Source organism: Vibrio sp. VGrn 2, assembly GCF_009361695.1.
GTDB lineage: Bacteria > Pseudomonadota > Gammaproteobacteria > Enterobacterales > Vibrionaceae > Vibrio > Vibrio diabolicus.
The window spans coordinates 275,198-295,876 of record NZ_RBWD01000003.1 but is presented as its reverse complement, the minus strand read 5'-3'; the positions used below and the strand labels follow the sequence as shown (position 1 = coordinate 295,876).

21 protein-coding genes are annotated in these 20,679 nt (G+C 44.5%); 11 read left to right on the top strand and 10 right to left on the bottom strand.

Annotated elements, in window-relative coordinates:
• Window positions 1–2: 2 nt before the first annotated feature.
• The 3 genes from nagC to asnB all read left to right on the top strand — a co-directional run bounded on the left by nagC (window position 3) and on the right by asnB (window position 4,783).
• Window positions 3–1,217 (top strand): DNA-binding transcriptional regulator NagC, encoded by a 1,215-nt coding sequence (nagC, locus tag D8S93_RS07955; RefSeq protein WP_005393050.1) that lies wholly within the window; start codon window positions 3–5, stop codon window positions 1,215–1,217.
• A gap of 81 nt (window positions 1,218–1,298) precedes the next feature.
• The gene (locus D8S93_RS07950) at window positions 1,299–2,888 is read left to right on the top strand and encodes a cation:proton antiporter family protein (RefSeq protein WP_005393052.1); all 1,590 of its coding nucleotides are present in this window, start codon (window positions 1,299–1,301) and stop codon (window positions 2,886–2,888) included.
• Between the two features lie 230 nt (window positions 2,889–3,118).
• A complete protein-coding gene (asnB, locus tag D8S93_RS07945; RefSeq protein WP_005393054.1) occupies window positions 3,119–4,783 on the top strand; it encodes an asparagine synthase B in 1,665 nt (554 codons plus the stop codon).
• A 147-nt stretch (window positions 4,784–4,930) separates the two neighbouring features.
• Here asnB and rfaH read toward each other — a convergent pair whose 3' ends face one another.
• Window positions 4,931–5,431, bottom strand: a complete 501-nt coding sequence (gene rfaH, locus D8S93_RS07940; protein ID WP_005393056.1) for a transcription/translation regulatory transformer protein RfaH — start codon at window positions 5,429–5,431, stop codon at window positions 4,931–4,933.
• A gap of 334 nt (window positions 5,432–5,765) precedes the next feature.
• Between rfaH and D8S93_RS07935 the strand changes: the two genes are divergently transcribed.
• Entirely contained in the window at window positions 5,766–7,154 is a 1,389-nt protein-coding gene (locus D8S93_RS07935; protein WP_005393058.1) for a peptide MFS transporter, read from the top strand.
• A gap of 47 nt (window positions 7,155–7,201) precedes the next feature.
• Here the strand turns inward: D8S93_RS07935 and hemH are convergent, their stop codons facing one another.
• The 3 genes from hemH to htpG form a co-directional block, all read right to left on the bottom strand.
• The gene (gene hemH / locus D8S93_RS07930) at window positions 7,202–8,164 is read right to left on the bottom strand and encodes a ferrochelatase (protein WP_152812690.1); all 963 of its coding nucleotides are present in this window, start codon (window positions 8,162–8,164) and stop codon (window positions 7,202–7,204) included.
• Window positions 8,165–8,333: 169 nt separating this feature from the next.
• A complete protein-coding gene (gene adk / locus D8S93_RS07925; RefSeq protein WP_005393061.1) occupies window positions 8,334–8,978 on the bottom strand; it encodes an adenylate kinase in 645 nt (214 codons plus the stop codon).
• 321 nt (window positions 8,979–9,299) lie between these two features.
• Window positions 9,300–11,204, bottom strand: a complete 1,905-nt coding sequence (gene htpG, locus D8S93_RS07920; RefSeq protein WP_005393063.1) for a molecular chaperone HtpG — start codon at window positions 11,202–11,204, stop codon at window positions 9,300–9,302.
• A 271-nt stretch (window positions 11,205–11,475) separates the two neighbouring features.
• On the opposite strand from htpG, the gene D8S93_RS07915 reads away from it, so the two are divergent.
• From D8S93_RS07915 to D8S93_RS07900, 4 genes are read left to right on the top strand one after another with little or no spacing between them, the layout of a single operon-like run.
• The gene (locus D8S93_RS07915; RefSeq protein WP_005393065.1) at window positions 11,476–12,354 is read left to right on the top strand and encodes a transcriptional regulator; all 879 of its coding nucleotides are present in this window, start codon (window positions 11,476–11,478) and stop codon (window positions 12,352–12,354) included.
• A 10-nt stretch (window positions 12,355–12,364) separates the two neighbouring features.
• Window positions 12,365–12,880 (top strand): transmembrane regulator ToxS, encoded by a 516-nt coding sequence (gene toxS / locus D8S93_RS07910; protein ID WP_005393067.1) that lies wholly within the window; start codon window positions 12,365–12,367, stop codon window positions 12,878–12,880.
• Between the two features lie 46 nt (window positions 12,881–12,926).
• Window positions 12,927–13,682: a sulfite exporter TauE/SafE family protein gene (locus D8S93_RS07905; protein WP_053807090.1), complete on the top strand. Its 756-nt coding sequence runs from the start codon at window positions 12,927–12,929 to the stop codon at window positions 13,680–13,682.
• 21 nt (window positions 13,683–13,703) lie between these two features.
• Window positions 13,704–13,982 (top strand): SelT/SelW/SelH family protein, encoded by a 279-nt coding sequence (locus D8S93_RS07900; RefSeq protein ID WP_005382088.1) that lies wholly within the window; start codon window positions 13,704–13,706, stop codon window positions 13,980–13,982.
• Between the two features lie 39 nt (window positions 13,983–14,021).
• Here the strand turns inward: D8S93_RS07900 and yfcE are convergent, their stop codons facing one another.
• From yfcE to D8S93_RS07870, 6 genes are all read right to left on the bottom strand, one after another.
• On the bottom strand, window positions 14,022–14,567 hold the full coding sequence (gene yfcE / locus D8S93_RS07895; RefSeq protein WP_104974381.1) for a phosphodiesterase: 546 nt from the start codon (window positions 14,565–14,567) through the stop codon (window positions 14,022–14,024).
• A gap of 64 nt (window positions 14,568–14,631) precedes the next feature.
• On the bottom strand, window positions 14,632–14,841 hold the full coding sequence (locus D8S93_RS07890; RefSeq protein WP_005393073.1) for a hypothetical protein: 210 nt from the start codon (window positions 14,839–14,841) through the stop codon (window positions 14,632–14,634).
• A 149-nt stretch (window positions 14,842–14,990) separates the two neighbouring features.
• Entirely contained in the window at window positions 14,991–15,398 is a 408-nt protein-coding gene (locus tag D8S93_RS07885) for a CBS domain-containing protein (RefSeq protein WP_005393075.1), read from the bottom strand.
• Window positions 15,395–15,745: a P-II family nitrogen regulator gene (locus tag D8S93_RS07880; protein WP_005393077.1), complete on the bottom strand. Its 351-nt coding sequence runs from the start codon at window positions 15,743–15,745 to the stop codon at window positions 15,395–15,397. Before D8S93_RS07880 ends, D8S93_RS07885 begins: the two co-directional genes overlap by 4 nt.
• Window positions 15,735–16,526 carry a DUF1538 domain-containing protein gene (locus D8S93_RS07875; protein WP_152812688.1) on the bottom strand — a complete coding sequence of 264 codons (792 nt, stop codon included), beginning with the start codon at window positions 16,524–16,526 and terminating at the stop codon, window positions 15,735–15,737. Before D8S93_RS07875 ends, D8S93_RS07880 begins: the two co-directional genes overlap by 11 nt.
• Complete coding sequence (locus D8S93_RS07870) at window positions 16,523–17,257, bottom strand: DUF1538 domain-containing protein (protein ID WP_046874270.1); 735 nt, start codon at window positions 17,255–17,257, stop codon at window positions 16,523–16,525. The genes D8S93_RS07875 and D8S93_RS07870 overlap by 4 nt, the downstream gene beginning before the upstream one ends.
• A gap of 252 nt (window positions 17,258–17,509) precedes the next feature.
• On the opposite strand from D8S93_RS07870, the gene D8S93_RS07865 reads away from it, so the two are divergent.
• The 3 genes from D8S93_RS07865 to D8S93_RS07850 all read left to right on the top strand — a co-directional run bounded on the left by D8S93_RS07865 (window position 17,510) and on the right by D8S93_RS07850 (window position 20,626).
• Window positions 17,510–18,424: a TIGR01777 family oxidoreductase gene (locus tag D8S93_RS07865; protein WP_145532369.1), complete on the top strand. Its 915-nt coding sequence runs from the start codon at window positions 17,510–17,512 to the stop codon at window positions 18,422–18,424.
• A gap of 40 nt (window positions 18,425–18,464) precedes the next feature.
• On the top strand, window positions 18,465–19,292 hold the full coding sequence (locus D8S93_RS07860; protein ID WP_152812686.1) for an SDR family oxidoreductase: 828 nt from the start codon (window positions 18,465–18,467) through the stop codon (window positions 19,290–19,292).
• 479 nt (window positions 19,293–19,771) lie between these two features.
• Window positions 19,772–20,626, top strand: a complete 855-nt coding sequence (locus D8S93_RS07850) for a co-chaperone YbbN (protein WP_152812684.1) — start codon at window positions 19,772–19,774, stop codon at window positions 20,624–20,626.
• The last annotated feature ends 53 nt before the right edge of the window (window positions 20,627–20,679 follow it).

Here is a 20,679-nt window from a genome sequence, read left to right as displayed (position 1 = left end):
GCATGAATGGCGGACAGATTGGTAATGTAGATTTAGTAAAACAGCTTAACAGCGCTGCGGTATATAGGCTGATTGATCAGCAAGGTCCTATCTCCCGTATTCAAGTCGCAGATGTGAGCCAGCTCGCACCTGCTAGTGTTACCAAAATAACCCGCCAACTTTTAGAGCGCGGCCTTATTAAAGAGGTCGCCCAGCAAGCTTCAACTGGTGGTCGTCGTGCAATCTCTCTGACCACCGAAGTCAAACCCTTCCACTCTATTGCGGTTCGTTTAGGTCGAGATTACGTACAATTTTGTTTGTACGATTTAGGTGGCACTGCACTTGCGGAAGATCAACACGAACTGCATTACACCAACCAAGCTGACTTGATCGCTGGGCTTATCGATTTACTTAAAGAATTCGTAAACCGTTGCGAAGACAAAATTGATCAGCTCATTGCAATTGGTATTACGCTACCGGGCCTTGTAAACCCAACAACAGGCGTAGTTGAGTACATGCCGAATACCGATATCGATAATCTGGCGCTGGGTGAAATTGTTGGAGAGAAGTTTAATACCGCATGCTTTGTTGGGAATGACGTACGTGGCATGGCGTTAGCGGAACACTACTTTGGGGCAAGCCAAGACTGTCAGGACTCCATTTTAGTTAGCGTTCACCGCGGTACTGGCGCAGGTATTATCGTTAACGGCCAGGTTTTTCTTGGCTTTAACCGCAACGTCGGTGAAATTGGTCATATTCAAATCGATCCGCTTGGTGAACAGTGCCAATGTGGGAACTTTGGTTGCTTAGAAACCGTAGCAGCGAACCCAGCCATTATCCAACGAGTAAAACAACTGATTGCTCAAGGCTATGAGTCAAGCTTGACTGACCTTGAAAACATCACGATTGAAGCAGTGTGTCAGCATGCAATGGATGGTGACGAACTTGCAAAGCAGAGTTTAGTGCGAGTGGGTAACCAGTTAGGTAAAGCGATTGCAATTACCGTTAACTTGTTTAACCCTCAGAAAATTGTCATTGCGGGCGACATTACTGCTGCACAAGACATAGTCTTCCCTGCAATTCAACGTAATGTCGAAAATCAATCTCTCAAAACTTTCCATAACGACCTTCCTATCGTGGCTTCACACATTGATAAGCAGCCAACGATGGGCGCATTTGCGATGATTAAACGCGCAATGCTAAACGGAGTTTTGTTACAAAAGTTACTTGAAGACTAAGTTTATACAACTAATTGAGTTACAATCTCGGGCTGTGTTTTCACAGCCCGTTTTTGTATATCAGGAATACAGCTCAACAGTATGGAAATTATTCTAATTACAACAGCTTTTTTAGCTGGCTTTATTGCGCTTAAATGTAGCCTCCCTCCCCTCGTTGGTTTTCTACTGGCAGGATTTGGTTTGCATGCATTTGGCTATCAAAGCAATGACGTTATCGTCACTCTTGCAGATCTTGGTGTCACTCTTCTTCTATTCACGATCGGACTCAAGCTTGATGTCAAAACGCTACTGTCCAAAGAAATATGGGGAGGAGCGACCGCCCACAACATACTGTCTACCGCTTTTTTTGCACTAGCGCTATCAGGTTTAAAACTACTGGGCTTAACTTCGCTCGCCAGTATGGATAGCGGTCAAATCCTACTTTTAGCTTTTGCACTATCGTTCTCCAGTACCGTTTTTGCCGTAAAAGCATTGCAAGAAAAAGGGGAAATGAACGCGACCTACGGCACACTCGCGATCGGTATCTTGGTTATGCAAGATATTTTTGCCGTGGTATTCCTGACTGCTTCAACCGGAAAAGTCCCAGAATGGTATGCCATTGGTTTGTTCGCGTTGCCTTTCCTTCGTCCACTATTCTATAAACTGTTAGATAAAGTTGGCCACGGCGAAATGCTGGTGCTATTCGGTATTTTCTTCGCGCTTGTTGTTGGGGCAGGGCTATTCGAACTGGTCGGAATGAAACCAGACTTGGGCGCGCTGATTTTAGGCATGCTACTCGCTGGCCACTCTAAAGCTTCAGAGCTATCCAAATCGCTATTCAATATGAAGGAGCTGTTCTTAGTCTGCTTCTTTTTAAACATTGGCTTGTCCGCTTCATTGAGCGTCAATGGCGTCGTACTCGCCCTACTATTTATCTTACTGTTGCCAATAAAAGGGCTCTTGTACTTCGTCACGATTAATCACTTTAAGTTTCGAGTACGTACCTCTTTGCTCGCCTCTTTATCGCTGTTCAACTACAGTGAGTTTGGCCTTATAGTCGCAGGGTTGGCCTATAAAATGGGCTGGATGCCAAGCGATATGCTCGCTGCGATTGCGGTTGCGGTGTCCGTGTCCTTTATTATTTCTGCGCCACTTAACCGCCTTAGCCACAAAATTTATCAACACTCCGGCAAGTGGCTGCAAGAGACAGCCGCAGAAAAGCTTAACCAGCGTGACCAACTCATTAACCCTGGGCATGCCCAGGTATTGATCTTAGGCATGGGGCGCATCGGGACTGGGGCCTATGATGAATTACGTGCGCGCTATGGCAAAATTTCACTAGGCATAGAAATTCGTGAAGATGCAGCACATCAGCACCGTTCAGAGGGAAGAAACGTGATCGCTGGCGATGCCACAGACCCAGATTTTTGGGAACGAATTTTAGATACAGGTCATGTCAAACTGGTGCTGCTTGCCATGCCTCATCATCAAGGTAACCAAACCGCACTTGAGCAGCTTAAACGCAGAAAATATAAAGGGCAAATAGCTGCTATCGCCGAGTACCCAGATCAGTTGGAAGGTTTGCTGGAAAGCGGAGTTGACGCCGCATTCAATATATACAGTGAAGCAGGTAGCGGTTTTGCTCGACATGTGTGTAAACAACTTGAACCTCAGTTCACACCAATAAAATAAGCAACCATACTAATATTTTTTAAAAGCCTTTCTATCAATAGAAAGGCTTTTTTGTATGGTTTTTATACCAAACCTTGATTCCATTCACCAAACCAGCCATTAAATTAAATAATATTTACACAACAAGGCTTTTTATCATTTTTATAATCACAAAACGTTGCTTTTTTTACTAGTAATGGCAAATTGAAGCCATACCGATTAGAAATTATTTAGTTTAGTAAGGATGTAGTATGTGTTCAGTATTTGGCATTTTAGACATTAAAAGCGATGCAGCCGCATTGCGCCCTATCGCATTAGAAATGTCGAAAAAACTTCGTCATCGTGGCCCTGACTGGTCTGGGATTTACTCTTCAGAGCGCGCTATTTTAGCGCATGAGCGCTTGGCGATTGTTGGTCTAAATAGTGGTGCACAACCGCTATACAGCCCTGATAAAAAGCTCATCCTTGCAGTCAATGGTGAAATCTACAACCATAAAGAAATTCGTGCTCGTTACGAAGGAAAATACGAGTTTCAAACCGATTCAGACTGTGAAGTCATTCTTGCACTGTACCAAGATATGGGTGCAGATCTCCTTGAAGAACTAAACGGTATTTTCGCTTTTGTTCTGTACGATGAAGAAAAAGACGAATACTTAGTCGGTCGCGACCACATTGGCATTATCCCTCTTTATCAAGGTCATGATGAGCATGGCAACTACTATGTTGCATCAGAGATGAAGGCACTTGTTCCAGTATGTAAAACAGTGAGCGAGTTCCCTCCTGGTAGCTACTACAGCTCAAAAGATGCCGAGCCAACGCGTTACTATGTTCGTGACTGGAACGAATACGCTGCCGTTCAAGGTAACACCACCAGCAAAGAAGAACTGACTGAAGCGCTAGAAGCAGCGGTTAAACGCCAACTAATGACTGACGTGCCTTACGGTGTACTTCTTTCAGGTGGTCTAGATTCTTCTATTACATCTGCGGTAGCAAAACGCTTTGCAGCGATGCGAATTGAAGACGATGAAAAGTCTGAAGCTTGGTGGCCACAACTGCACTCTTTTGCTGTGGGTCTAGAAGGCGCGCCTGACCTGAAAGCCGCTCGCGAAGTTGCCGACCAAATCGGTACCGTTCACCATGAAATGACTTATACAATTCAAGAAGGTCTCGACGCGATTCGCGACGTGATTTACCACATCGAAACGTACGATGTGACCACCATTCGCGCATCCACGCCTATGTTCTTAATGGGTCGCAAGATCAAAGCGATGGGCATTAAGATGGTACTTTCTGGTGAGGGCGCTGACGAAATCTTTGGCGGCTACCTGTACTTCCACAAAGCACCAAACGCGAAAGAGTTCCACGAAGAAACGGTACGTAAGCTGCTTGCTCTGAACATGTTTGACTGCGCGCGCGCAAACAAATCGCTAGCGGCATGGGGGGTTGAAGGCCGAGTACCGTTCCTTGATAAAGAGTTTATCGACGTTGCAATGCGCCTGAACCCAGCAGATAAGATGTGTGGCAACGGCAAAATGGAAAAACACATTCTACGCGAGTGTTTTGAGCATTACTTGCCAGAGTCGATCGCATGGCGTCAAAAAGAGCAGTTCTCTGATGGCGTAGGTTACAGCTGGATTGATACATTGAAAGAAGTCGCAGAGCAAAAAGTGACGGATCAGCAGATGGAAACGGCTCAATACCGCTTCCCATACAACACGCCAACTACAAAAGAAGGTTACGTGTACCGAGAAATCTTTGAAGAGCTATTCCCACTACCTTCAGCGGCTGAGTGTGTGCCAGGTGGTCCTTCAGTAGCTTGTTCATCAGCGAAAGCGATTGAATGGGATGAGTCATTCCAAAACTGTGTAGACCCGTCAGGTCGTGCAGTGCAAACCGTCCATAACGACGCTTACTAAGCGACTAAGTAGGGTGTCATGCCCTACTCCTAATCGGTAATCATCGTTGTTTTGCTAAGCTCGCTAACAGCGTCCCACTGCTGGTGATCACTAGCAAGATTAAAAAAGAGGTGCCAAAGCACCTCTTTTTTTGTTTGTACGCATTAGCTATTTCAAGTCTAAATCGCTGTTGTCAATGCTGACAGGCACTCGTTTAGTGATCATCTGCACTAACATGATTGAGCGTTTCTCACCATCTTGCTCTTGGAAGATAGCATCTATACCTGCAAACTGACCGCTCTTAACTCGGATTTGATCACCTGGTTTTGGCATACACTCAGAAGCGGTATTTTCATTACAGCATTTTTCTAGCTGCATCAATTCAAAGACTAAGTCACCTTGGACTTCTTTTGGTTGAGCACCAAAACGCACAAAATCAACAACCCCTCGAGTGGAGCGGACTGAGGTGAAGTTAGGTCCCTGTTCATAATCAAAGTAAGCAAACACATAACAAGGAAACAGCGGCTCTTCGACTTTTTGTCTTTTCCCGCGCAAAATCTTCTCAACTTCTACAGTTGGATAAAAGCACTCTACACCTTGGTTTTCAAGGTGCTGTTTCGCCCTAACCTGCTCCCCACGTTTACAATAAAGTAGATACCAACGTTTCATCTTTTTTACTAGCCAATTCTATTTTGTTTTTATCCTAGCATTAAGCCCAAGTTGAGTCATTGACATTCAGTTTATCTATAAAAGTATGATTATACATCGCTCGCATTAACGGTATCTTTTCAAGAACTTACGAGAAAAAGTCCATAGACAAAAATGGAAATTAAGTTTGTAACACAGCCAACACACCATCATATCATCTGCAAATTCACCCAAAAACAGTTACTTAACAAACAACTTTAGTCGTAATACAAAATTTTATTGTTTGTCACTCATTAAATTGCAATGTATACGTAGAAGTCGTTAAAAAATGTAATAACTATTATTAGAAGAGCTTATGTCAAACCAACATCAATATTTCGGCCATCCTCGTGGCTTGTTCTTATTGTTCGGTACTGAACTGTGGGAACGCTTTTCTTACTACGCAATGCGCGCCATTCTAGTACTTTACCTTACAGATACAACGATGAATGGCGGCCTTGGCTGGTCAACCAAAGACGCACTAGACCTATACGGTATTTATACTGGTCTTGTGTATATCACACCTCTCATCGGAGGTTACTTAGCGGATAACTATCTAGGTCAACGCCGTTCAATTTTGCTTGGTGGCGCGTTAATGGCTATCGGCCAGTTTACACTCGCACTTCCTGCTGACGCTCTGGGTATTGGTTCGCTACACAGTTTCTATTTAGGTCTTGGTCTGCTTATCACTGGTAACGGCCTCTTTAAGCCGAATATCTCAACCATGGTTGGCGATTTATATAAAGAGGGTGACAACCGTCGTGACGGCGCATTCACTATCTTTTATATGGGTATCAACTTAGGTGCGTTACTTGCCGGCGTCGTTTCTGGCTCTGTGACAACCTCGTACGGTTGGAAAGCAGGTTTTGTGGCCGCAGGTGTAGGTATGATTATTAGCCTAGTGATGCAAATGGTGCTAGCTCAGTCTTGGCTTGGTGACATCGGTCGCGAGCCCGCAGCAAAACGAGATCTAAGCAACAAAAACTCAACCACGAAGCAACCCTTAACGAAAGAAGAAGTAAACCGACTAAAAGTAATTTTGGTCATGAGCTTATTCACTATCGTCTTCTGGGCTGGCTTTGAGCAGGCCGGTGGCCTGATGAACATCTACACTCAACAATATACTGATCGTATGATTGGTGGCTTTGAAGTACCTGCTGCGTGGTTCCAATCGCTAAACCCATTTTTCATTATTACCCTAGCACCGGTTCTAGCGGTCCTTTGGGTAAAACTGGGTAAACGCGAACCTACGTCGCCAGTGAAATTTGCAATGGCACTATTTTTCTTGGCAATTGGCTTCCTATGTATGGTTGGCGCTGTGCTAGAACAAGGTGGAGACACAACGGTAAAAACATCAATGTTGTGGCTGGTGGGTGCTTTCTTCTTCCATACATTGGGCGAACTGTGCTTATCTCCAATTGGTCTTTCACTGGTGACCAAGTTAGCACCGCTTCGCTTAGCTTCACTCATGATGGGTGCATGGTTTGGCTGCAATGCGATTGCAAACTACGTTGCGGGCTATGTGGGATCTCACGTAGGAGAATTGGGCGCAATGGCTATCTTTAGTGGCATTGCAGTCAGCGCTACCGTGAGTGGCGTCATCCTACTTCTGTTCTCGAATACGCTCGTTCGCTGGATGCATGGTGCAGAGAATACTCACAGCACAGCAGAACAAGTAGAAGAGCAGCAAGTACAAGTCGCTTAATCGCTCTACAAAAAATGAAAGGGTCGCTTTTGCGACCCTTTTTGTACCTAAAGCTTAGAGTGAACTAACTCAGCCATCATTTCTATATGAAGCTCACTATCGTTCAAACAAGGAATGTAAGTAAAGCTTTCACCACCTGCTTCAAGGAAAATCTCTTTACACTCTTCCGAGATCTCTTCCAACGTTTCTAAACAATCCGAAGAGAATGCTGGTGTCACTACATTGATATTTTTTACCCCTTTTGCAGGAAGTGCCCCTAGGGTTTTATCGGTATAGGGCTGTAACCACTCTTCCCGGCCAAATCGAGACTGATACGTCATACCTATCTGTTGCTCGTTTAACCCTAACGCTTCAGCGAGTAAGCGAGTCGTTTCTTCACAGTGCTGAGGGTAAACATCTCCATTATCAGCGTAACGTTTTGGAATACCGTGATAAGAACATAGCAAGTAGTCTCCCTTACCATACTCTTGCCAATGTTCACGAACTGAATGCGCTAACGCTTCAATGTATTTCGGGTGATTGTAGTAATCCCGAATAAAGCTAAAGCCCGGTATCACGGGCAGGTTTTTAAACGCTTTAGTGATTCCGTCAGAAACCGCTGCCGTTGTTGTGCCCGAGTATTGCGGATACAAAGGTAAAACGATGACTTCTTCTACCCCTTGAGCCAACAGCGCTTCAAAACCTGATTGCAAACTTGGATTTCCATAAGTCATGCCAAGTTCGACTGGCATATCAAGCTTTTGAGCCAACTTTTCTGTTTGACGCTTAGAGTACACCATCAGTGGCGAGCCCTCTTCCATCCAAACTGATTGATAGAGTTTAGCAACCTTGGGAGCTCGGATTGGAAGGATAACGCCGTGCAATAGCGGACACCAAAGCCATCGAGTCATGTCTACCACTCGGTGATCATGAAGAAACTGACTTAAAAAGCGCTTTACGGCAGGAGCGGTTGGTGCGTCAGGAGTACCCAGGTTCACTAGGAGTACACCCTGTTTATTATTCTCTTTCATAACATCCTATTCATGGTAAACGGCTTAGTTCATATACTTAAACAGCCTCATAGTGCTGCATCGCTGCAGCTTAAAGTTATTTAGATATATGTTTACGAGCAAACTAAAAAAAGCGACCACTTGGGTCGCTTTCAATATATCAAAATATTAAATTTTTGACTTCAGCAAATTAAGAGAGTGCTTTCTCGATATCTGCACTAACTTCAGCTACTTGCTTAGTACCATCAAACTTAAGGTACTTAGTGTTGCCTGCTTCAGCTTCTTTACCGTAGTAGTTGATTAGTGGTGCAGTTTGCTCGTGGTAAACACCTAGACGTGCACGTACTGTTTCTTCTTTGTCGTCATCACGAACAACAAGATCTTCACCAGTTACGTCATCTTTACCTTCCACTTTAGGTGGGTTGTAAACAACGTGGTAAGTACGACCAGAAGGAAGGTGAGCACGACGACCTGCCATACGCTCAACAATCACATCATCTGCAACGTCAAATTCGATAACGTAGTCTACATCAACGCCCATTTCTTTTAGGCCGTCAGCTTGAGGAATAGTACGTGGGAAACCATCCAGTAGGAAACCGTTTGCACAGTCTTCTTGAGCGATACGCTCTTTGATAAGGCCAAGGATGATTTCATCAGAAACTAGCTGACCAGCGTCGATAACAGCTTTAGCTTGTTTACCAAGCTCTGTACCTGCTTTGATAGCAGCACGAAGCATATCACCAGTAGAGATTTGTGGAATACCGTATTTTTCCATGATGAAGTTTGCTTGTGTGCCTTTACCTGCACCTGGAGCACCTAGAAGAATGATGCGCATGATTTATCCTCTTTAATATTTAAGATTTATACCGAAGCTCACAATAGCTGGGCTTCTTAGACATCAAACCCGAGAAGCACTCGCAACGATAAGTTTCGGTATAACGTATATAGGCGAGCAAAAATACACGCCTTATTACTCACATTCAAGTCGCAGATTCTATCACAGGTTCGCCGCGCAAAGAGTGTCTTAAGACTAAAGAATGTTAACGATACCCTCTTTCACGCCCTATTGATTATTAACTCAACACCTGAGATGCAAAATTTTGCGACAACAAACAAAAAGCTCGCGAAATGCGAGCTTTTTGATGTACTGAGGTTATTACACCTTAGTCAAAAGTTTATTAACAGCTCCTAAGAACTCCGTTGGGTCCTCAATTGAGCCTCGCTCTGCAAGCATTGCTTGACCAAGCAGGACTTCTACCCAACGACCAAATGCCTCTTCATCCGCTTCGTCAGCCATGCGCTTAACCAGCTCGTGCTCAGGGTTTAGCTCAAAGATGTACTTCACTTCTGGCACTGCCTGACCCGCCGCTGCAAGAAGCTTCGCCATTTGAGTGCCCATTTCATAATCGTCCGTTACCACAACAGCAGGTGTAGACGCGAGTTTAAAGGTCGTACGAACTTCTTTCACACGATCGCCTAGGTAAGACTTCGTGCGTTCTACAACCGACTTAAACTCTTCTTCAGTTTCTTTCTGCTTCTCTTTTTCTGCTTCATCTTCAAACTGACTTAGATCGAGCCCAGCTTTTGTGATTGATTGGAACTGCTTGCCGTCAAACTCAGTTAAGTAGTTCATCAGCCACTCATCAATGCGGTCGTACATCAAGATAACTTCAATGCCTTTCGCTTTGAACTGCTCTAAGTGAGGGCTGTTTTTCGCAGCTGCATAGCTGTCTGCCGTCAAGTAGTAGATCTTATCTTGACCTTCTTTCATGCGCTCAACGTAAGCAGCTAGACCCACGGTTTGCTCCGCAGAATCCACTTCAGTTGAAGCAAAGCGCAATAGGCCTGCAACTTTCTCTTTGTTTGCGAAGTCTTCTGCCGGACCCTCTTTCATCACAAGGCCAAACTCTTTCCAGAATGATTGGTATTTCTCTTCATCATTCTTAGCCATGCGCTCTAACATCGTTAGCACACGCTTAGTACAAGCATTACGTAGAGACTGAGTCACTTTGTTGTCTTGTAAGATCTCACGCGATACGTTGAGTGGCAGATCATTGGAGTCTATTAAACCACGTACAAAACGTAGGTAAGACGGCATGAACTGCTCTGCATCGTCCATAATGAACACGCGTTGTACGTATAGTTTCAAACCTGATTTGTGGTCGCGGTTCATCATATCCCATGGCGCTTTAGATGGGATGTAAAGCAAGCTCGTGTAATCGTTTTTACCTTCTACACGGTTATGGCTCCAAACCAATGGATCAGCAAAGTCATGTGATACGTGCTTGTAGAACTCTTGATACTCTTCATCTGAGATATCCGATTTATTACGCGTCCACAGAGCTTGAGCTTTGTTGATTTGCTCCCACTTCTTCTCATCCGTTTCTTTGCCTTCGTCATCGCGAACAACAGTTTGGATTGAAACTGGGATGCCAATGTGATCCGAGTACTTACTGATCACATCACGTAGACGCCATTCATTTAGGAATTCTTTACCTTCTTCACGCATATGAAGAATGATGTCAGTACCACGCGATTCTTTAGTGATGTTTTCGATGGTGTACTCACCTTCACCGGCTGAGTGCCATTGTACTGCTTCATCAGCGGCTAGGCCCGCAGCACGAGTACGTACGGTGACGGCATCAGCAACGATAAACGCCGAGTAGAAACCAACACCAAACTGACCAATAAGCTGAGAGTCTTTGCTCTGCTCTTCAGACAGTTTCGAGAAAAACTCTGCGGTCCCGGATTTTGCAATCGTACCTAGGTGCTCGATCACATCATCGCGGCTCATACCGATACCGTTATCAGAAATGGTTAAGGTATTTGCGCTTTCATCAAACGACAGTTTCACGCAAAGATCTGCATTACCTTCATATAAGTCTGGGTTAGATAGCGCTTGGAAGCGCAGTTTGTCCGATGCATCTGATGCGTTAGAAATCAGCTCGCGCAAAAAGATCTCTTTATTTGAATAAAGAGAATGGATCATTAAATGCAGTAGTTGTTTTACTTCTGATTGAAAACCACGAGTTTCTTTGTTTTGAGATACGGTTTCGCTCATGTGTGCTCCATAACATCTAAACTAATTGGCTTTTTCATGGAGATAAGTTTGTGACTTTCCCCTTGAAATTACCTTACTGAGATGTCATTTAACATGTGGCTGACAAATGTAAATTCAAGGTCAATATTGCTAAAAACGGTGTTTTTTTAGAAAAATTTAATTATCCTACCAGCCTAAAAGCATCTAAAATGTCGTACGCACTCCATGCGCTTCGGTAATTTTGTGACATAAATCACTATAATTACAACATCATCCATCTAAGAAGAACTAAATGACTAACATCGGCACCAAATTTCTACTTGCTCAAAGGTTCACCTTTGATCCAAATAGTAATTCGCTCGCTGACCAACAAAACGGCAACGACGTTGTACGATTAGGAAGCAACGAAAGCCGTATACTTCTGATGTTGGCAGAGAGACCAAACGAAGTTTTAACCCGTAACGAGCTTCACGAGTTTGTTTGGCGTGAGCAAGGTTTTGAGGTGGATGACTCAAGCCTGACTCAAGCGATCTCTACTCTGCGTAAGATGTTGAAGGACTCAACAAAATCTCCAGAGTTTGTTAAAACGGTTCCTAAACGCGGTTATCAACTCATTTGTTCAGTGGAACGCTTAAGCCCATTATCTGCTGACTCTAATACTGACGTTGAAGAAGCCACTTCTGAAAATGAAGCGCACGCTGCGGAAATAGAAACAAGTGACGCGCCGTCAACAGAAGCGGCGGCAGACACCACGACTGAAGTAGAGCCTCAAGTAGAACTACCTAAGGCACAGCCAAAACCAGCAGCTAACACTAATAACTGGCTGCCGCGTATGATCGTTCTTTTGTCTCTGCTGCTTCCTATTTGTGTATTGCTATTCACCAATCCTGCAGAATCCCAATTCCGTCAGATTGGTGAGTATCAAAATGTACCTGTGATGACGCCAGTGAACCACCCGCAAATCAATAGTTGGTTGCCGTCCATTGAGCAGTGCATTGAACGCTACGTAAAATACCATGCAGAAGATTCAATGCCGGTAGAAGTGATTGCTACAGGTGGCCAGAACAATCAGCTGATTCTGAACTACATTCATGACAGTCAACATTCATATGAGAACGTGACATTGCGTATTTTCGCTGGTCAAAATGACCCAACCGATATCTGTAAATAAGGAGGCCAGAATGAAGATAAAATTAGCATCTGCGGTTTTGGCCGTATCCGTTCTTTTCAGTGGTTGGTTATATTGGGGTAGCGACCTAAAAGTGGAACAGGTCCTCACTGCCAATGAGTGGCAGTCAACCATGGTGACGGTCATTACAGACAGCTTGCCTGACGATCCTGTCGGCCCACTGCGTCGTGTTAATGTTGAATCAAATGTGAAATATCTCCCTAATGGAGACTATATTCGCGTAGCAAATATCAAACTATTCGCTCAAGGTTCAACGGCAGAATCCACGATTAATATCTCGGAAAAAGGGCGCTGGGAAGTCAGTGACAACTATTTGTTGGTTTCGCCTTCTGAGTTTAAAGATATTTCATCTTCTCAATCAAAAGACTTCTCCGAAGCACAGCTACGTTTGATCACTCAAATCTTTAAGCTTGATGCCGAGCAAAGTCGCCGTATTGATGTCGTGAACGAAAAAACGCTATTGCTCACTAGCTTGAACCACGGTTCTTCGGTGCTGTTTAAAAACTAACTTTGATTTGATGATAAGGGGGCAAGACGCCCCCTTTATTTTGCTTATGGATTGGCTAGATACCCTCACCCTCTTTTTCGGCTCACTTATCGCCAATACTCTGGCTTCGCTTTCTGGCGGCGGTGCAGGCTTACTTCAATTCCCTTTGCTCATCTTTCTCGGCTTGCCATTCTCGGTTGCGCTGGGGACACATAAAGTGGCTTCCGTCGCTTTAGGCTTAGGGGCAGCAAGCACACACTTAAAAGCAGGCACAATTAAATGGAAGGTCGCGCTCTACCTTATAGTCTCTGGCAGCATTGGCGTAGTCTTAGGGGCGAACTTAATTGTCCAAATACCTGATGGTATGGCGGAAAAAATGCTAGGGAGCATGATTCTCGCGCTCGGCATCTATTCACGATTTAAGAAATCGTTAGGCCAATCAGAAATAATACGTAACCGTCACCCAATCGGTTGGGTCATCGGCGGTGTCGGACTAATGCTCATCGGTATCATCAACGGGTCGCTGACCGCAGGTTCTGGTCTGCTCGTGACATTATTTTTAGTTCGCTGGTTTGGGTATAACTATAAACAAGCCGTTGCTTACACCATGATTTGTGTCGGCCTGTTTTGGAATGGCATTGGAGGCATTGCCGTCGTCCAAGCTGGCGCTCCGATACATTGGGCTTGGTTGCCTGTTTTATTGTTAAGCTCATTTCTAGGCGGCAGTTTAGGCGCATGGGCCGCGACTCGATACAGCAACCGAGTGATTAAAATTGCATTCGAAATTCTCACGTTTGCCGTGGGTATCAAGTTGCTAGTTTAAACCGATTAAAAGGAAAGTTTCATGGATAAAGCAATCATTGATATTTATTACTGCCGCCAATGCAACTGGATGTTGCGTTCAACTTGGCTATCGCAAGAACTACTGCATACTTTTAGCGAAGAAATAGAAACGATCAGCTTACACCCAGATACGGGTGGTCGCTTCGAAATTTTCTGCAATGGCCAGCAAATTTGGGAACGGAAAAAAGACAGCGGCTTTCCTGAAGCAAAGGTGCTAAAACAGCGCGTAAGAGACATTATCGACCCAGAACGCGATTTAGGACATTCAGACACAAAATAGGGAGCAATTCGCTCCCTATATTTTTACTTAGTAAAACCGTTAAATCATGGTTTGTGCTAATACTTCGCCTTCTGGCGTTTTTACCGTTAGCGTATTGTCTTCTAAAGTACCAAAGCTTCTTGGTAAACCATTACGTGGAAATGTCATCGAGCCTGGGTTAAAAATAATGACCCCATCTTGCATCTCTGCGACAGGAACATGCGTATGACCGTGGGCGATGATATCACCTTCACGCAGTGGCGGCCGTTTTTCAGAGTTGTACAAGTGACCATGAGTCAAAAAGATTCTCTTACCAGATTCAAGTAGCACCCACGAGTAATCCATCATCATTGGAAACTTCAATAGCATTTGGTCCACTTCACTATCGCAGTTACCACGCACAGAAATAATTTGATCACTGTATTGGTTCAGTAGCTCCGCCACCTGCGGTGGGTTGTAACCTTCTGGAATCGGGTTTCTTGGCCCGTGGTTTAGCGTATCCCCCAACAAAATCAGGTGCTCCGCACCAGAGGCTAAAAATAGCTCAATAGTTTCTTTAGTTGCTGGCAAAGAGCCATGCAGATCTGAGGCAAAAAATAGTTTCACGACATCGTCTCCTCACAAAGTACGAGGTCATTCTACGGCATTTTTATGACAGCTCAACCAACGACTACTGATAGCGCAATGATTCAATGACCATAGGCAAAATATAGAACCATGCTGCATACGCAGTTCCAACCAACACCAGTATCCAAAACACCATCGACATAAATTTTGACTTAGCTAGGTGGTGCAGCGGGTCTGGCTCTCCGCATCCTGGACATGCGTGAGCGCGCTTTGAGATTTGTTTCTCACACACAGGGCAAGAGACTAAAGGCATGATACAAATTCCTCGACAATAGACTTAGGGCGCAAAGAATAATGGTGAACTAACACATATGCAACCTAACATATATTAAATATTTTAGTTCTTTGTAACAGTCGCTGACTTGAGAAAAAATGCGTTGATTTTTCATTTATATCAACCCATTACACTTCTTCTCGCACCATGCCATTGATGACAATATTGTTATAACTCACCATGCCAATGACCTCCCCATCTTCAATGACCGGAGCTCGGCTAATGCCAAATCGTTCAAATAGGCGCGCACAATATTTCACATTCATATCAGGGTCGACACACAAAGCGGGCTTGGTCATGATTTCATAAATATTCGTGCGCTGTGGAGAGCGATTATTCGCCAGCACCTTTTTGGCGATATCATTCATCAAGACGATGCCATATTCATCGTTGTCATCTCGCTTTTTCACTACCAGCGCTTTGACTTGGTATTTTTTAGCCAACGTTATGCCTTCATAAACTGTCATTAGCCCATCAACCATGACATAAGTAGCCGCCATTACATCTCGAACTCTAATTATCGTTTGACTGCTCATAACTCATCCTCGACCACTTTGGTCAACGTCTCTACTTGATGCGCGACACCGACTGCATCCTCAATATCGATCTGAATAGCAATGCCCTGCCCCGACTCTCGGTCGAACTCACCAACTTCATTGATGGTTTCTAATATGTGTCGAGAAAGGTGCTCCTCAACGACAAACAGCAGCACATCTTTTTGTACTTCCAGCGTTAAGCCAAAAAACGTTCGCTTTTGATTTAAACCTTGTCCACGAGCGTTATTAATCACTGTCGCACCAGTCGCGCCAGCTTCGCGAGCAGCGTCCAGTACCTTGTCTGTTTTGCTGTCTTCAACAAACGCAAGTATCAATTTAAAGCGCATTTTCTTCGTCCTCCGAGACTTCTTTATTCAGCCATTGGGTTATTTGCGCATAGCCCATCACAGAGATCATAGGAAACAGACTGGCAAAAGCGATCAAGCCAAAGCCATCAATCATTGGGTTTCTTCCTGGAACGGTAGAAGCAAGCCCCAGCCCTAATGCGGTTACAAGCGGAACAGTGACAGTAGAAGTCGTTACGCCTCCAGAATCGTAGGCGAGTGGAACAATAAGCTTTGGCGCATAAAACGTTTGAATCACAACCACGATGTAACCCACAATGATGTAATAGTGAATAGGATCACCGACAACAATCCGATAGCTCCCTAGCGCGATGCCAATGGCCACCCCAAATGCAACAGCCACGCGTAAGCCGTTAATACTGATACTGCCACCAGAAACTTGGTTTGCTTTTATCGCTACAGCGATTAGAGAAGGCTCAGCAATCGTGGTACTAAAACCGATAAAAAAGGCGAAGGTATACACCCAATAGTAGTCGACCCACACTAAGGCTTTTCCCACAGAAACTTTAAACTCTTGTAAAAATTCCGGCGCCGTCAGTTGCACGGCCATGGTCTCTCCGAGCGGAAACAGAGCCATTTCTAATCCGAGCAAAAAAAGAGCGAGCCCAAGAATCACATAAACAAACCCAAGCAAAACCTTCTTAAGGTTGTTAACTGGACGCCTTAACACCGCTAACTGAAAACCAAAAATAATGCTGGCGATGGGAATGACATCTCGAACGGTCGATAATAAAGTGTCTAGGAAATGTTCAATTGAAATCATGTTACGACCATTCCGTAAACCATCACAAACATCATCGGTAGAAGCGAGGCAAAAGCGATCAAACCAAAACCATCCACCATGGGGTTGCGCCCTTTAATCGCCGATGCTAAACCAACCCCTAGTGCAGTGACCAAAGGCACGGTGATAGTCGACGTCGTCACACCTCCAGAATCATAAGCAACGCCAATAATGGCTTCCGGTGCAAACCACGTCAGGACTACAACGCCGACGTAGCCGCCGATGATCATGTAATGAATTGGCCACCCTTTTAAGATGCGCAGAACGCCAATAACGATGGCGATCCCCACAGAAAGAGCCACCGTTACTCGTAGCCCTTGTCCATAGTCCTGCATGGATTGCTCTGAGTTTGTGATCATCCCTCCTTCTGCCGCAACTTCTGATGCTTCTTCTGCTACGGCCGTTAATGCTGGCTCGGCGATCGTGGTGCCAAACCCCAAACAAAACGCAAAAACTAACAACCAGAACACGCTACCTTTTTTTGCAAAGGCTTGAGCCATACTCTCTCCGATAGGAAAAAGACCAAGCTCTAGACCAAAAATAAAAAACGTTAACCCTAAAACCACAAGCAATAAGCCAAAAAGAATGGAGATGAGATTAGGAAGTGGCTCTTGCAAAACAACTAATTGAAAAAAAGTGATAACAACAACGATGGGTAGCAGATCGCGAGCACTATTAAGGAGCGCTCGAAAAAGAGCAACAAATGCTTCCATACCTATCCTCCTTGATGGTGCAAACTGATTACGCTTGTTCCGTTAGCGATGTTTTTAGTCTGGCATAGATTTAGTTCTCCTACCGTGAACGAATTAGCGCCATGCATAACATTTAGTTACATTTTTTCAATATGTGAAGTCAGTAGCCTCGCTACAGGCTTGCCACTATCCTAGAAATAATAGTCGTGAGATGATCAAGCTCAGCACAAAACGACTATAATGTTCTAATACGTGTACATTCAAAGAGATAACATGAAGATATTACTCACAGGTGGCACTGGGTTTATTGGTTCGGAGTTGCTCAAGCTGCTATCCACTCACCAAGTTATGCTACTTACACGCTCTCCAGAGCATGCAAAACAACGCCTCCAACATGCTGATTTGGGTAATATCGAATACCTTGACTCGCTTGAGTCATTCGCCGATCTCAATCACATTGATGCCATAATTAATCTTGCGGGTGAGCCTATCGCAGATAAAAGATGGACCAGTGAGCAGAAAGAAAAAATCTGCAAAAGTCGCTGGAAAATTACCGAACAAATCGTTGAGCTGATTCACGCCAGCACAGAACCTCCCGCTGTTTTTATTAGTGGCTCGGCCGTTGGTTACTATGGCGATCAACAAGACCACCCGTTTGATGAGTGCCTGCATGTTAACAGTGAAGACTTTCCTCACGAAGTTTGTGCAAAGTGGGAGCAAATAGCCAAACGCGCAGAGTCTGAACAAACACGTGTTTGTCTATTGCGAACTGGCGTAGTACTCGGCCTTAATGGCGGGGCTTTGGCGAAAATGCTCTTACCTTACAAACTTGGCGTAGGCGGCCCGCTCGGGAACGGTAACCAGTACATGCCTTGGATTCACATTCTGGATATGGTCCGCGCCATCATGTACTTGCTTGAAACACCACATGCCCACGGTGCGTTCAATATGTGCGCACCTCACCCTGTGACTAACCGTATCTTTAGCGGCACGTTGGCAAAAACGCTCAAACGACCACATATCTTGTTCACGCCTAAATGGGCAATGGAACTCCTAATGGGTGAATCTTCCTGCTTATTGTTCGATAGCATGAGAGCAAAACCCAAAAAGCTCACCGAACTTGGCTTCAAATTTAGCTACTCCAGAATAGAGCCAGCACTCAAGCACTTGCTTCATGACCGGAGCTGATGAATGATGACCTCATTCAATGTTTCTTGAGGCTTAATTTATGAAAAAGTCGATTCTTATTACGGGTTGCTCAACCGGTATCGGTTACGTGTGCGCTCACGCCCTGCAAAACGAGGGATTTCATGTCATAGCATCTTGTAGGAAAGAGCAAGATGCCCAACGTCTAATTAATGAAGGGCTAACCTGCATCAAGCTAGACCTAAACAGCCCTGAAAGTATTTCTTCGGGCGTGAAGCAAGCATTAGAGCTAGCAGAAGGTAAGCTTTATGCCGTGTTCAATAATGGTGCCTATGGCCAGCCCGGTGCATTGGAAGACTTGCCCACCGAGGCTCTTCAAGCTCAATTTCAGACCAACTTTTTTGGTTGGCACCAGTTAGTCAGAGAAGTGCTTCCTCACATGCGCATACAAGGCGAAGGACGCATAATACAAAACAGTTCTGTTCTTGGCTTTGCTGCAATGAAATACCGCGGCGCCTACAATGCGTCAAAGTTTGCCCTAGAAGGCTGGACTGACACACTACGGCTAGAGCTTGCGGATACGAATATCAAAGTGGCATTGATAGAACCTGGGCCTATCGAAACTCAATTTAGAAACAATGCATTAAAAGCCTTCGAGAAGTGGATTGATATTGAATCCAGTCCTCACCGCCTCGCCTATGAAGGACAAAGAGAGCGACTCAACAAAGACAAATCTAATAATCGATTTGTTTTACCTGCAGAGTCCTGCGTCGCACCTGTTCTTCATGCATTAACTAGCGCTTCACCTAAAATTCGCTATCGAATTACTACGCCGACTAAATTATTCGCAATCTTGAAAAGGTTATTACCAACCCGTGTGCTTGATAAAATTTTGCGACAAGCTGCATAAAAAAGTTTTGTCACAATGTAATTTCATCGTAACAATGTGATGTCATTATGAGCATGTAGGTTAAAAAAACCTCAAGCAAACGAATCAATTTCTACGCAATTCAGTGAGCACTATTCAGCCTAAAGTGAATGAGTTGCTTAGATTTGGTATCGCCACCCATTACGTTTTGTAGCAATGTTTTTACTACTGCGAGGCAACAATGACATTAAATCAGCTTAACTGGCTTAGTGTGGGTGTAGTGTTGACCATGTTCATCCTATTTTGATACCGCACTAACAAATAGCATTAGAACTGCGCTGCTTCGGCAGCGTTTTCTTTTTGCCTTACACCTATTCAGCAGTAACACTATTCTCTTACCGCATCCTTTCACAAAATAGAATGATTCATTATTGATGACGATTAGCAACCATCGCTTGAATTTCCCTTAAATCAACTCCATATCTATTATCAACGACAAGACACAAAGCAAGGATACTCTGATGCAATCCCCATTTATCGTTGAGATAACAGAACAGAACTTTCGCGAAACGCTTGAAGGATCAATGAACACGCCCGTTCTGATCCACTTTTGGGCCAATGCTCAACCAGAAAGCGCACAGATACTCCCTGAGTTGCAATCTCTTGCTCAACAGTACAACGGTGCATTTACGCTTGCTTTATTAAATTGTGAAGATCAGCCGGCTCTAGCGTCTCAATTTGGTGTGCAAGTATTGCCAACTATCGCGCTGTTTATAAATGGTCAAGCCGTCGATGGATTGGGTGGCCCTCAGCCAATTGATGCCATTGCAACCATGCTACAAAAGCATTTGCCAAGCCCAGATGAACAGCTATTAAAGCAAGTCAGTGAACTTCTTCAGCAAGGTGAGCATGCTCAGGCTTTAAGCATCATCCACACTTTGCCGCCAGAACTGCAAGAGCGTGGTGATGTGAAACTCGCGATGGCTGATTGTTTATTAGAAACCAAACAATTTGATGTCGCTCAAGAGCTACTGAACGCTATCCCTCTTGAGTATCAAGATAACTACTACAAGAGTCTAATAGCCAAGCTCGATCTGCATTTGCAGGCTGCAGATAGCCCTGAGTTACAACGACTAGAACAAACATACGCAGCAGACATGGCAAACTTCGAACTTGCTTGTGAATTGGCGGTACAGTACAACCAAGTGGGTCGTGATGAAGAAGCGCTAGAACTGCTGTGGAATATTCTTAAAAAAGACTTGGGCGCCCAAGACGGTGAAGTGAAGAAGACTTTTATGGATATTCTCAGCGCGCTAGGTCAAGGCAACGCATTAGCAAGCAAATACCGCCGTCAGCTGTATTCAATTCTGTACTAACTCGCTGAAAAGCGAAACTTGAACTAAAGGCCGGATATTCCGGCCTTTGTTAT